The organism is Tabrizicola sp. BL-A-41-H6 (genome assembly GCF_050632395.1).
Classification (GTDB): domain Bacteria; phylum Pseudomonadota; class Alphaproteobacteria; order Rhodobacterales; family Rhodobacteraceae; genus JAUYQR01.
Genome location: NZ_CP192600.1, coordinates 1,208,246 through 1,221,010, shown reverse-complemented (window position 1 = coordinate 1,221,010; position 12,765 = coordinate 1,208,246). Strand labels below are relative to the sequence as shown.

General features: G+C 63.4%; 11 protein-coding genes. 9 read left to right on the top strand and 2 right to left on the bottom strand.

Annotation, left to right across the window (positions count from 1 at the left end; genetic code table 11):
• Window positions 1-112: 112 nt before the first annotated feature.
• The 3 genes from ACROUL_RS06070 to ACROUL_RS06060 are packed head-to-tail and all read left to right on the top strand — an operon-like array spanning window position 113 to window position 3,709.
• Entirely contained in the window at window positions 113-1,606 is a 1,494-nt protein-coding gene (locus ACROUL_RS06070; RefSeq protein ID WP_431298622.1) for a sugar ABC transporter ATP-binding protein, read from the top strand.
• 10 nt (window positions 1,607-1,616) lie between these two features.
• A complete protein-coding gene (locus ACROUL_RS06065; protein WP_431298621.1) occupies window positions 1,617-2,639 on the top strand; it encodes an ABC transporter permease in 1,023 nt (340 codons plus the stop codon).
• A gap of 23 nt (window positions 2,640-2,662) precedes the next feature.
• Window positions 2,663-3,709 (top strand): substrate-binding domain-containing protein, encoded by a 1,047-nt coding sequence (locus tag ACROUL_RS06060; protein ID WP_431298620.1) that lies wholly within the window; start codon window positions 2,663-2,665, stop codon window positions 3,707-3,709.
• A gap of 192 nt (window positions 3,710-3,901) precedes the next feature.
• Here ACROUL_RS06060 and ACROUL_RS06055 read toward each other — a convergent pair whose 3' ends face one another.
• Complete coding sequence (locus ACROUL_RS06055; RefSeq protein WP_431298619.1) at window positions 3,902-4,075, bottom strand: DUF2339 domain-containing protein; 174 nt, start codon at window positions 4,073-4,075, stop codon at window positions 3,902-3,904.
• Window positions 4,066-4,269 (bottom strand): hypothetical protein, encoded by a 204-nt coding sequence (locus ACROUL_RS06050; RefSeq protein WP_431298618.1) that lies wholly within the window; start codon window positions 4,267-4,269, stop codon window positions 4,066-4,068. The genes ACROUL_RS06055 and ACROUL_RS06050 overlap by 10 nt, the downstream gene beginning before the upstream one ends.
• 505 nt (window positions 4,270-4,774) lie before the next feature.
• Here ACROUL_RS06050 and ACROUL_RS06045 point away from each other — a divergent pair.
• The 6 genes from ACROUL_RS06045 to ACROUL_RS06020 all read left to right on the top strand — a co-directional run bounded on the left by ACROUL_RS06045 (window position 4,775) and on the right by ACROUL_RS06020 (window position 12,761).
• Window positions 4,775-5,704, top strand: a complete 930-nt coding sequence (locus tag ACROUL_RS06045; RefSeq protein ID WP_431298617.1) for a substrate-binding domain-containing protein — start codon at window positions 4,775-4,777, stop codon at window positions 5,702-5,704.
• 81 nt (window positions 5,705-5,785) lie between these two features.
• A complete protein-coding gene (locus ACROUL_RS06040) occupies window positions 5,786-6,805 on the top strand; it encodes an ABC transporter permease (protein WP_431298616.1) in 1,020 nt (339 codons plus the stop codon).
• Between the two features lie 2 nt (window positions 6,806-6,807).
• Window positions 6,808-7,572, top strand: a complete 765-nt coding sequence (locus ACROUL_RS06035; RefSeq protein ID WP_431298615.1) for an ATP-binding cassette domain-containing protein — start codon at window positions 6,808-6,810, stop codon at window positions 7,570-7,572.
• A gap of 62 nt (window positions 7,573-7,634) precedes the next feature.
• A complete protein-coding gene (locus tag ACROUL_RS06030) occupies window positions 7,635-8,666 on the top strand; it encodes a hydroxyacid dehydrogenase (RefSeq protein ID WP_431298614.1) in 1,032 nt (343 codons plus the stop codon).
• A 259-nt stretch (window positions 8,667-8,925) separates the two neighbouring features.
• Window positions 8,926-10,725, top strand: a complete 1,800-nt coding sequence (locus ACROUL_RS06025) for an NAD(P)/FAD-dependent oxidoreductase (protein ID WP_431298613.1) — start codon at window positions 8,926-8,928, stop codon at window positions 10,723-10,725.
• Between the two features lie 518 nt (window positions 10,726-11,243).
• Window positions 11,244-12,761 (top strand): response regulator, encoded by a 1,518-nt coding sequence (locus ACROUL_RS06020; protein WP_431298612.1) that lies wholly within the window; start codon window positions 11,244-11,246, stop codon window positions 12,759-12,761.
• Window positions 12,762-12,765 lie beyond the last annotated feature (4 nt).

Below are 12,765 nucleotides of genomic sequence, written 5' to 3'. Positions count from 1 at the left end.
TATCGATAACTTTCTTCTTGACATAAACGGGGTGCAGGACCACCCTAGGCTACGTTACCGGTAAACCTGACGCAAGATCAGCCGCGCCGCAAACGTCTAGGGAGGATCCGCAATGCCACCGTCGACTGACGGCCTTTTCTTTGACCGCGTCGTCAAATCCTTTGGCGGTACGCAAGCGTTGAAGGGTGTGTCTCTGACGGTTGGACGTGGCGAGATCGTGGCCCTTCTGGGCGAGAACGGTGCAGGCAAATCCACTCTGATCAAGGTTCTGGGCGGCATCCACCGGCCTGACGAAGGCGGCGTGCGGATCGACGGCGTGCCCTATGCCCATGAGGCGGGCAAGGCGGGCGGGCAGAAGGTCGCATTCATCCACCAGGACCTTGGCCTGATCGAATGGATGAGCGTGGCGGAAAACATCGCGTTGGCCCTCGGTTACGTCCGTCGCGGCCGCAGGATCGACTGGACCGCGACCGAGGCGGCCGCCGATGCAGCCCTGCGTCTGGTCGAGGCCGAGTTTCCCGCGACGGCCCGGGTATCCAGCCTGACCCGGACCGAAAAATCGCTTGTCGCAATCGCACGCGCCCTGGCAGCCAGCAGCGACTTTCTGGTTCTGGATGAGCCGACCGCCAGCCTGCCCGCCGACGAGGTGGAGCGCCTGTTCGCCGCATTGCGTCCCCTGAAGGCGAAGGGCGTGGGGATGATCTACGTCAGCCACCGGCTGGACGAAATCTTTCGAATTGCGGACCGGGTCGCCGTGTTGCGTGACGGGCAGATGGTCGGGATGCGCCCGATTGACCACACGACACCAGAGGAACTGGTCAGCCTGATCGTCGGTCGCAAGGCTCGGGAAATCGCGCGCCCAGCCGTTCTGGACGGGCCTGATATCCTGACGGTCACTGGCCTGGCTACCCCGGCCGTAGGACCCGTAAATTTCGCCATCCGTCGCGGAGAGTTGTTGGGCCTCGCTGGTCTGCGCGGCGCAGGGCACGAAGACATTGGCCGGGCGCTGTTTGGGGTAATACCCCATGCAGGCAAAGTCAGTCTTGACGGCAAGGCGCCCGATCTGACCACGGCCCAGTCCGCGATGCGCTCCGGCATCGGTCTGGTCGCCCGGGACCGGATCGGCGAAAGCGTCGCACCCGGTCTGGCGATCCGCGAGAACGCGTTCCTCAACCCCTCGGCGACCGGACGCGGCATGCTGTCCGTCATGTCGTCGCGCCGGGAAGAAGCATTGTCCGAAGCGATCGGTCGCCGTGTAGGCCTGTCACCGAATGACCCGACGCTTGCAATCGAGGCGCTGTCGGGCGGCAACCAGCAGAAAGTGGTCGTGGGGCGCTGGTTGGACTCGGGCCGCAGGCTCTTGATCACCGAAGACCCCACAGCGGGCGTCGATGTCGGCGCCAAGGCCGAAATCTATCACCTGCTTTACGAGGCGCTTGCCAGCGGCATGGGAGTTCTCGTCGTCTCGACCGACTTCGAGGAAATCGCCGCCATCTGCCATCGGGCCATCGTGTTCAGCCGGGGTCTGCCCGTGGCAGAACTCAGCGGCGTCGAGCTTTCCACTGAATCGCTGATCCAGGCCGCATCGGCCGGTGAAGCCGCCTGAGGACTTACGCATGCCGGGAATTGAATCGAACGCAGTTGAACCAACGAAGGACGAGCTTCGGGGCCTGACCGGGGTGCAAAAGGCGCTGCGCCTGGCGCCGACCTATGGGCTTGTCATTCTGATGGTCGGGTTGATCATCCTGTTCTCGCTTCTGCTGCCCAACACTTTTCCGACGGTGCTGAACCTGCGGTCGATCCTCAGCGACAAAGCGATCATCGCGCTGCTTGCGCTGGCGGCGATGATCCCGATGGTGGCGGGACGTATCGACCTGACCGTCGGCTACGCGATCGTTCTGTGGCACATTCTGGCGATCAGCCTGCAGACGGTCTACGGCCTGCCCTGGCCGGTCGCGGTCGGGATCGTGCTGGTCCTCGGGATCATCACCGGGGCGCTGAACGGCCTTCTGGTCGAAGTCGCGCGGATCGACAGCTTTATCGCGACGCTTGGCACCGGAACCGTGCTTTATGCGCTGGCCCTGTGGCACACCGGCGGTCGGCAGATGGTCGGCGTCTTGCCAGACGCGTTCCTCGCCATCAACGGCACCTTCGTATTTGGCTTGCCGATCACGGCCTACTACGTGCTGGCGATCACCTTGGCCCTGTGGGTGATCCTGGAATATACGCCAACTGGCCGCTACCTTTACGCCATCGGCGCCAACCAGCGCGCGGCCGAGTTGAACGGCATACCGACCCGCAAGTTCGTGATCGGCGCCTTTGTTTCGTCTGGCCTGCTCACAGCGCTGGCGGGGGTGCTGCTGGCATCGAAGCTTCGGATCGGGCAGGCCTCGGTGGGCCTCGAGTTCCTGCTGCCAGCGCTGGTCGGGGCCTTCCTTGGGTCAACGACGATCAAGCCGGGGCGCGTCAACGTCTGGGGCACCATCGTCGGGGTGATGATCCTTGCGGTGGGCATATCCGGCATCCAGCAGTTCGGCGGCAGCTTCTGGGTCGAACCGATGTTCAACGGCACAACCCTTCTGATCGCCATCGGCATCGCCGGCTACGCGCAGCGCAAGAAGGGCGCGAAATCGAAATAACAGCATCTTAGGGAGGAACCACCATGCTGAAACGGACCCTGCTACAGACACTTATGGCCGGCACGATCCTGGCCGCAACCGGGCTGACGGCCTTCGCGCAAGAAGCCTTTGACGGCCCGACCACCGGCCCGAAGGCGGCCGAGGGCAAGACCATCGTCGTCCTCGCGGCCGACCTCAAGAACGGCGGCATCCTTGGCGTCACCAACGGCATCGAGGAAGCTGCTGCCAAGATCGGCTGGGAGGTCAAGGTGCTTGACGGCGCGGGCTCGGTACAAAGCCGTTCCGCTGCTGTCGGTCAGGCCCTTGCGCTGAACCCGGCCGGCCTTGTGGTCAACGGCTTTGACGCCGCAGAACAGCAGGCCGCGCTGGAAGGTGTCACGGCGGCGGGTATTCCGATCGTCTCGTGGCACTCCGGCCCGAAGATCGGCTGCGACGCGCCGGGCGGCATCTTCGCGAACGTGTCCACCGATGCGATGCAGGTCTCGGAAGTAGCCGCGAAATGGGCGCTTGATGATGCGGGCGGCAAGCCCGGTGTCGTGATCTTCACCGACAGCACCTACCAGATCGCCATCGACAAGGCCGACCGGATGAAGAAGGTGATCGAAGATGCGGGCGGCACGGTCTTGGAATATGTCGACACCCCCATCGCCGAAACGTCCACCCGGATGGGGCCGTTGACCACCACGCTGCTGCAAAAGTACGGGGCGTCCTGGACGCACTCGCTGGCGATCAATGACCTCTACTTCGACTTCATGGGTCCGTCGCTCGCCGCAGCCGGGATCGACGGCAAGGGCGCGCCCAAGGCCGGATCTGCCGGTGACGGGTCTGAGGCCGCCTTCCAGCGCATCCGTACCGGTCAATACCAGGCCGTCACCGTTGCCGAGCCGCTGAACCTGCAGGGCTGGCAGCTGGTGGACGAGCTGAACCGGGCCATCTCGGGCGAGGCCTGCTCGGGCTACATCACCGCGCCTGCGCTGGTAACGGAAGAGGGGCTTGCCAAAACCGAGGGCAATACCTTCGACCCCAACAACGGCTACCGCGAGGCTTATGCCGCGATCTGGGGCAAGTAAGCCTTAAGCAACCCTTGGGGTGGCGCGAGATGTTCGCGGCACCCCTCGTTCTTGCAGGCCGCCCTAACCTTGGGGGCCGCAAAGCTGGATGTCGGCGCTCGGATCTTCGCAGGCCAGCTGTCGGTCCTTCTCGACCGTGTACCGGGCCGCGCGGGGTTGCGGTGAACTCCGCGCCTCAAGCGATGCCAGGGATCATGCAACCCGGTCTTTCGGGCCTTGCGCGGCTGGACCCGCCCGGCAGTTCAGCCAGACGAGGCCCGCCAGTGACAGTCCAGGGCCGAGGAAGCTGAAGACCCGGGTCAGGCAGGTGAAGCCGGCAGCGTCGACCAGAAAGACCTTGGCGGTCACCAGCGCGATCACGGCCATGGCGGCGCGGCGCATAAGTCGGGTGAGCGCCGGGCGATGGACTGGTACAGCAGCGCCGCACCGATCACCACAAGGGCGACGGCCCAGCCAGTCGCCTTGCCAGATACGGCGGATTTGAGCCCACCCTTCAGCGCGCGGAAGGCAAAGGCCGCACTAATCGCGGCGGCCAGTGCGACGACCCAGGTCAGCGGCAAGGGTGCTGAGGTTTCAGGCGCGCGCCCACGTTTCCCCTGATTCAGGCCCTGCTCTCACGCCTCTTCCTTGTGCGCGAATCTCCGCGCCCGTCGGCGGTGGCAAGGCGGTACGCCCGCCTTATGCGCCACACCGACAGTCGTGGTTTTGCTCGTTACATTCCGATCATGATCTCGGCATCGCCGCAGCACTCGAGAGGATGATGCAATCTGATGTGATTTCAAGTTGTGGCACTCTGTCGCATCCCGCAAGCTGAACCTGTCCGGCGCTGCCCATGCGACAACGTGCGACGGGGAGATGCGGCTGCATAAGGAGGGATGCAGCCCGATTGCCGAACAGGAAAGAAAAGCTTCGAGGGAGGCAGACACCCGTCGCGACCTTTGCGGCGACGGGGCTGGATCGGGTCGCCGTCGTATCGCGACCAGAACGGTAGTTTGCCGGAAACGACCGGCTTCGACCGTCAATCGGGTCGCTCAAGACCCAAGGGTTATCAAGGAGGAAACCCACATGTTCAAAAAGTTGCTAGGTGCCGCCGCCGCTGTTGCCTTGACCGCAGGCCTTGCAGCCGCCGAAGGCAAGACCTTCTACTGGGTGTCGCATGGCGGTCCGGCCGATCCGGTCTGGACGTACTTCCTGCAAGGCGCAGAGGCCTTTGCCAAGACGACCGGCAACACGGTCAACACATCCTTCCATTCCGGCGATGTGCCCAGTCAGCAGGAAGCTGTCCGCGCAGCCATCGCGGCCGGTGCCGACGGCATCTGCTCGACCAGCCCCGATCCCGGCTCGATGGTTGACGTTGTGGCCGAGTCACGGGCTGCGGGAATTCCGATCATCAACTTCAACACCTCGGATTCCGCGCCGAACTGGAACGCCTATGTGGGCGGCGACCTCAAGGCCGTCGGAAAGGCCTGGGCCCAGTACCTTGTCGACAAGGGGCTGGTGAAGCAGGGCGATTTCGTCTGGATGCCGGTCGAGGTGCCTGGCGCGTCCTACGGCGTCGAGGAGGAAAAGGGGATCAAGGAAGTCTTTGAGCCTCTGGGCATCACCTGGGAAGTCACCGACGCGACGCTGGATCAGGCCGAGGTGATTACCCGGATGACCGACTACATCACGGCCAACCGCGACAAGATCAAGGCCATGATCGGTCTGGGCGACATGGTGACCGGCTCGGTCAAGCGGGTCTGGGACCAGGCGGGCGTGAAGCCCGGTGAAATCCCCGTGGTCGGCTGGGGCAACTCGCTCGATACGACGCAAGGCGTGATGGAAGGCTATGTCAACGCAGGGATGTGGCAAGACCCGCAGGCGACCTCGTACCTGTGCCTGTCTTCGCTGATGATGGAAAAGGACGGCATCCCGCTGGGCTTCAACATCATCACCGGCGCGTTGTACGAAAAGGACACTGCGTCGGTCTATTCCAAGATCATGGGCGGCAACTGATCCACCCCGCCTGTCGAGACGAGGCCGTCCGCAGTCATGCGGGCGGTCCCAACTCCCCCGCCCTTTTCTCCTGGAACCAGAATGTCCGACCAGTCCACGCTGTCCGCGGCGCACCCTCCCGAGCCGGGGGCCTTGAAACGCTTCATCGCCAAGCCCGAGTTCGGGCCGCTTGTCCTGCTGGTGGTGATGCTTGTCGTGTTTACCACGATCAACCCGGCCTTCCTGTCGCTGAACAACATCGGAAACGCCTTGACCTTCACGGTCGAGTTGGGGCTGATCGCGCTGGCGATGACGCTTCTGATGACGGCGGGAGAGTTCGACCTGTCGGTCGGCTCGGTCTTCGGCTTCGCGCCAGTGGTGATGTGGGCGCTTTTCAACGCAGGGCTCATGCCGCTGCCGGTGGCGTTTGTGCTGGCGATGCTGCTTGCGCTGGCAATCGGGCTGTTCTCAGGGCTTTTTGTCACCCGACTGGGCATCCCATCCTTTCTGGTGACGCTGGGAATGCTTCTGGTCGTGCGCGGCTCGGCGCTGTGGCTGACGTCGGGCTTTCCGCAGCGCACCTGGGATGCCGGCGACCAGTGGCTTGCCACCCTTCTGGTGGGTGATTTCTACATCGGCGGCCTGCGGGTTTACATGAGCCTGATCTGGTTCATCCTTCTGGCGGTGATCCTGCACCTGCTGCTGACGTCCACCCGCTTCGGGAACTGGATTCAGGCCACCGGCGGGAACCCGGGCGCCGCGCGCAACCGGGGCGTTCCGATCCAGCGGGTGAAGGTGATCCTCTTCATGCTGTCTGCGGCGATGGCGGCCTTTGCCGGGATCATCTCGTCGATCCGGGTCTCGGCGGCAAACCCGAACTCCGGCAGCGGGTATGAACTGGAGGTCATCGCGATGGTTGTGATCGGCGGCACGGTCCTGTCGGGCGGGCGCGGAACGATCATCGGCACGGTGCTGGGCGTGCTGATCCTGCGCCTGATGCGAAATGGGATCGTGCTGATCGGGGTGCCGGGCCTGGCCTACAACATCTTCATCGGTGCGATCATCCTGGGAATGATGGCGCTGCATGCCGCGCTTGAGCGCCGGCACAACGCGGGGACCTAAGCATGACCGTTTCTCCCACCGATACCCCCCTCGTCGAGATGCGGCGCATCGAAAAGTCCTACGGTCGTGTGCAGGCGCTGCATGACGTGAACCTGACGATCCGCCGAGGCGAGATCGTGGGCCTTCTGGGCGACAATGGCGCGGGCAAGTCCACGCTGATCAAGGTGCTGTCGGGGGCGGTGCCCTATACCTCGGGCGAGATCCGGATCAAGGGCAAGCCGGTCACGATGACCTCGACCAACGACGCCATCGAAGCGGGGATCGAGACGATATATCAGGACTCGGCACTGGTCCCGCAACTGTCCATCGCGCGAAACCTGTTTCTGGGGCGCGAACTGACGACGGGCAGTCTGGGGCGACTGGACCTGAACCGGATGAACGAGGTCGCGGCGGATCTGCTGAAGCGCGTCGGCATCTCGAAGAACATCCCGCCGACGACGCCAATCGGGTCGTTGTCAGGCGGGGAACGTCAGGCAGTGGCCATCGCGCGGGCGATGTATTTCGACAGTGACCTGATCGTCCTTGACGAGCCGACGAACAACCTTGGCGTCGCTGAAACGCAAGGTGTCCTTCGCTTTGTCCGCGAGGCGCGCGACACCGGGCATTCCTGCATCTTCATCGCCCACAACATCCATCACGTCTTCCAAGTCGTGGACCGGATGGTGGTGATGCGGCGGGGGACGGTGGTCGCTGACGATCTCAGCCCGAAGACCTCGTCGATCCAGGACGTCGAAGACGTGATCACCGGGGACCACATCCTCGTCTGAGGCTGGCGGGTCGGCACGGACAGCCCCGATCAGGGCCGGACCGTCGACTGAAAGGAAAAGCCATGCGCGTGCTTTACGACCCCGAACCCCGAGCGACAGCTGAGATCTTCTCGCCGGAAGAGCTTGCCCTGCTGCGGTCGCGCTATGAGGTGACCGAATGGCAGGGCGAGGATCGCGACCGCTTCTACGCCCGCCACCTGCCAGAGACAGAAATCCTGATCTCGCAGCAGCCGATGGCGGCCGACCGTCTGGCGCTGGCGCCAAAGCTGCGCGCGATCTTCAATGTCGAGACGAATTTCCTGCCGAACGTCGACTATGCCGAATGCTTCCGGCGCGGCATCCATGTGCTTGCCCCCGGCGCGGTCTTTGCCGCCCCCGTGGCAGAGATGGCACTGGGAATGGCGCTGTCGCTGGCGCGGAACATTCATGGCGAACATGCGGCCTTTCTGGCGGGGCAGGAGAAGTGGCTCTTCGAGGGTAACAAGCAGTCCGAACTCTTGGCGGGCTCATCGGTCGGGATCATCGGCTTCGGCGATCTGGGCCGGTCGCTCTTTCGCCTTCTCGCGCCCTTCGGCTGCCGGACCCAGGTCTTCGACCCCTGGCTCCCGCCCGGCCATCTGAAGCGTCTGGGGGTGGAGCCAGTGGACTTTGACGCCCTAATGGCCGGGAACCGCTTCGTCTTCGTGATGGCGACGGTCACCACCGACAATGCCGGGATGATCGACGCGCGCGCCCTGGGGCTGATGCAGCCCGGCGCAATGCTGCTGCTGATGTCACGTGCTGCGGCGGTGGACTTTGCATCCCTGACGGCGGCAGCGGCTAGCGGTCGCATCCGGGTGGCGACGGATGTCTTCCCTGTGGAACCCCTGCCTAAGGACGACCCGATCCGGAAGGTGCCGAACATGCTATTCTCGCCGCACCGGGCAGGCGCACTGACCTTCGCCCTGCGCGAGATCGGGACGCGGGTGCTGGAAGACATGGACCTGCTCTCCCGCCACCTGCCCCCCGTGGCCTGCCGCCGCGCCGAGGCGGAGACAGTGGCTCGGATGCGCTCGATGCCAGTCAGTGCCACACCGCCGGATGACCCGGGCTGAAGCGGCGGCCTCATGCAACACGGCGCGCCGCTGACGCGCATGGCACTGCTAGCAAAGACCGGCACAGGACCTGCCTTGATCGCGTTCCTAGCCTCCCTTCGGCGGGCGTTGGCAGCGGCCGCCGGTTTGGCACCTGCCTTGCCGGTTATCGGCAGGGCCGAGATTCTTGACGGCCCGACAACCCGGCGATGCAATATCCTTTGGTGTTGCCGCCGAAGTGCGCCACGTTGCAAGTGGGAGAACTTGAGGGAGGACACCCATGCTCGATTCAATAGCGACAGATCACGTCTCGGCGTTCCTGTCGGATTTCGGCGATGCGCTTGCAGCGGGCGACATAGACCGCGCGGCAGCGATGTTTCAGGACGATTGCTACTGGCGCGACCTTGTCACCTTCACCTGGAACATCAAGACCGTCGAAGGCCGCGCAGAGGTCGCCGACATGTTGCGCCATCAGCTTGCCGCGACAAAGCCGTCGAACTGGCGGATCGCCGAGGGCGAGACGGCGTCTGAAGACGGCGGCGTGACCACCGCCTGGATCAGCTTCGAGACGGCGGTTGCCCGAGGCTACGGGTTGATCCGGCTGAAGGACGGCAAGATCTGGACGCTCCTCACCTCGATGGTGGAGTTGAAGGGGCATGAAGAGCCGCTCGGGTTCGACCGGCCGTTGGGGGCCAGGCACGGGGCCGACAAGCACCGCCCGACCTGGGCGGAAGAGCGCGAGGCCGAGGCGCGCGAGTTGGGCTATACCGAACAGCCTTATGTCCTGATCATCGGCGGCGGCCAGGGCGGCATCGCCTTGGGCGCGCGGCTGCGGCAACTGGGCGTGCCCACGATCATCGTGGAAAAGAACGCCCGGCCCGGCGACAGCTGGCGCAACCGCTACAAGTCGCTCTGCCTGCATGACCCGGTCTGGTATGACCACCTGCCCTACCTGCCCTTCCCGCCGAACTGGCCGGTCTTCGCACCGAAGGACAAAATCGGCGACTGGCTGGAAATGTACACCCGGATCATGGAGCTGAACTACTGGACCAAGACCACCTGCAAGCACGCGTCCTATGACGAGGCCACGCAGGAATGGACGGTCGTGGTCGACCGCGACGGAGCCGAGGTCACGCTGAAGCCGAAGCAGCTGGTGCTGGCCACCGGCATGTCGGCCAAGGCGAACATGCCGACCTATCCGGGCATGGACCGGTTCAAGGGCGACCAGCACCATTCGTCGAAACACCCCGGCCCCGATGCCTACAAAGGCAAGCGCGCCGTGGTCATCGGGTCGAACAACTCCGCCCACGATATCTGCGCGGCGCTGTGGGAAAATGACGTCGATGTCACGATGGTTCAGCGGTCTTCCACCCATATCGTGCGGTCCGACACATTGATGGATATCGGCCTCGGCGGGCTCTACTCCGAACAGGCGGTTCGGGGCGGCATGACCACCAACAAGGCCGACATGATCTTTGCCAGCCTGCCCTACCGCATCCTGCACGAATTCCAGATCCCGCTTTACAAGCAAATGCGCGAGAAGGACGCGGAGTTCTACGCCGGGCTGGAAAAGGCCGGGTTCTGGCTGGACTGGGGTGATGACGGCTCCGGCCTTTTCATGAAGTATCTGCGGCGCGGATCGGGCTACTACATCGACGTCGGCGCCAGCCAGTTGATCATCGACGGCAAGATCAAGCTGGCGCATGGCAACGTGAAGGAGATCACCGAAGATGCGGTGGTGCTGGAGGACGGGACGGTGCTGCCGGCCGATGTGATCGTCTATGCCACAGGCTACGGGTCGATGAACGGCTGGGCGGCAGATCTGATCGGCCGCGATGTGGCCGACAAGGTGGGCAAATGCTGGGGTCTTGGGTCTGACACCACCAAGGACCCCGGACCTTGGGTCGGCGAACAGCGCAACATGTGGAAGCCCACGAAACAGGACGGCCTATGGTTTCATGGCGGCAACCTGCACCAGTCGCGCCACTATTCGCAGTTCCTGTCGCTGCAACTGAAAGCCCGGATGGAAGGGATCGCGACCCCGGTCTACGGGATCCCCGACACCCACCTGCTGAGTTGATGGAAGATTACCGCAGCGCGTCATTACCCCAGCGCGTCATTTCGCGCTGGGGCGATCTCTGGCGGCACCTCCCCGACCTGACCAGAATCTGAAACTTTGAGAGACGCTGATATCCCGTTGTTGCGGTATGCGTCGACGTCAAGCTTTTTGAGGGGCGCACGGTCGACCAATCACCGCCGGCAGCCATTTTGGAGACAGGCTGCTGACCAGCGATTCCGCTAGGGACGCCGCTCTCAGGCATAGCAGCATTGACGACCCGCCTTTCCGTTCGCCATGAATGGTCTGCGCGGTTTCGGTTTCAGTAACCAAGGCACCCTTGGCAATAAGGGTGCCGATCTGGACGCAGGCTTCGCCTGAGATTGGGTAAAAGGTTTTGATGCATCCAGTGGCCCGCGCCTTGCTTTTGGACGACAGCGCCCAAAGCCGTAACACGACGGCTTGCACCCGGGGAATTACCGATTGGCAAAGCAGGAATTGGCTTGAACACATCTGACACGCCTAAAACTCCGAGCAGTCGCGTGCTTGTTGTCGATGATAACACCATGAGCCGGCGCAAGATTGCGATGGCCGTCAGAAACCTCGGGCACGAGTGGATCGAAGTCGACAGTGGCGAAGCCGCCTTGGACTTTCTGCGCGGCAATGATGTGGATCTTGTCCTTCTGGACATCGTGATGCCGGGCCTCGACGGCTTCGGCGTGCTCGAGGCAATGCGTGCGGATGCGCGCCTCGCGTCGGTCCCGGTCCTGGTCATTTCGGGGATGGACAGCGACACCGACAGCGTTGCCCGCGCCATCGACTTGGGGGCTACCGACTTTCTGCCCAAAGATTTCAGCGCGGTCATCTTTCGCGCCCGCGTCGAGGCCTGCATCGAGAAAAAGCGGCTGCGCGACGCTGAACTCGACTATCTGGCCCAGGTGGAACGCATCTCGTCCGCCGCGGCCATGATGGAAGAAAAAGCATTCCATCCAAAGAACCTTGGGCTGGAGGCCGTCGCGCTTCGGCATGACTCGGTTGGCCGGCTGGCCCGCGTCTTCTCCGAGATGGCGCTGCAGGTCTATGATCGTGAACGTGCGCTCATCAGAAGCGTGCGGACGGCCAAGGGGTTCGTGCTGCTTATTCTTGCGGGCGTAACGGGCGGCCTGATGGTTCCGATGTCAGCCTTGCTGTTCGCCCAGATCCCCATGGCCACCGGGCTGTCGTTCTGGGGCGACCTTTTGCCCGGGATCCTGTGCCTTGGCGGCGCGGCACTCATGGGACGGGTGGGAACCCTGTCACGGCAGACCCTCGCCTTTCTCTTGGTCTGGGCCGTACTTAACGTTGCTTCCTCTGTCATCCTATTCGAGGCGACGGGACGGGTCAGCGGGATCATACTTTCCATCACCCTCGCGTTTCAGGGGCTGGGCGTCTTTGTGATCGCCGCCGTCCTGCGGATGGAGGACGCGTCCTGGCGGCGCTTTTTGGGCTTGCTCATCGGGCTCGCGGGTGCTGTCGTCCTGATTGCCGTGCGCGAAACGGCCGGAGGCATGAATCCTTGGCTCTGGGTTCTGTTCGCCATCTCAATTCCGGTTCTCTGGGCAATCACGGACATCCTGATTGCGGCGCGCGAATCCCAAAGCACGATGAACCCGATTGCCGGGCTTGGGGTCATGTATCTTCTGTCCGCAGCCCTGACGCTTCCGATCGCCTTGTCACAAGGTCACATGTTCATGCTCTCGCCCAACCTGGGCACGCCCTTCTGGCTGATATTGCTCAACGCGGTGATCGATGCGTTCAATTACATCCTTTATGTGTTGTTGGTGCTGGTGGCCGGGGCGGTCTTTGCCAGCCAGGCAGCCTACGTCACGACGCTGGCGGGCATCTTCTGGAGCATCCTTTTGCTTGGCGAGCGCATGACGAGCGGTGCGTCGATTGCGCTGGCCCTGATCTTTGCGGGGCTTCTGGTGGTCGGGCCAAAGAGCGAGGCTGCTGATCTTGAGGTCCAGTTCGCTCCCAAATCGCGACGCAGGGGTTTGGCCAAGGTCCTGGGGCTAAAATGACACA

Coding starts and splice junctions, on each gene's coding strand:
- ACROUL_RS06045 (WP_431298617.1), top strand. CDS start 4,775: ATGTTCAAAAAGTTGCTAGGTGCCGCCGCCGCTGTTGCCTTGACCGCA.
- ACROUL_RS06060 (WP_431298620.1), top strand. CDS start 2,663: ATGCTGAAACGGACCCTGCTACAGACACTTATGGCCGGCACGATCCTG.
- ACROUL_RS06030 (WP_431298614.1), top strand. CDS start 7,635: ATGCGCGTGCTTTACGACCCCGAACCCCGAGCGACAGCTGAGATCTTC.
- ACROUL_RS06040 (WP_431298616.1), top strand. CDS start 5,786: ATGTCCGACCAGTCCACGCTGTCCGCGGCGCACCCTCCCGAGCCGGGG.
- ACROUL_RS06025 (WP_431298613.1), top strand. CDS start 8,926: ATGCTCGATTCAATAGCGACAGATCACGTCTCGGCGTTCCTGTCGGAT.
- ACROUL_RS06070 (WP_431298622.1), top strand. CDS start 113: ATGCCACCGTCGACTGACGGCCTTTTCTTTGACCGCGTCGTCAAATCC.
- ACROUL_RS06035 (WP_431298615.1), top strand. CDS start 6,808: ATGACCGTTTCTCCCACCGATACCCCCCTCGTCGAGATGCGGCGCATC.
- ACROUL_RS06065 (WP_431298621.1), top strand. CDS start 1,617: ATGCCGGGAATTGAATCGAACGCAGTTGAACCAACGAAGGACGAGCTT.
- ACROUL_RS06055 (WP_431298619.1), bottom strand. CDS start 4,075: ATGGCCGTGATCGCGCTGGTGACCGCCAAGGTCTTTCTGGTCGACGCT.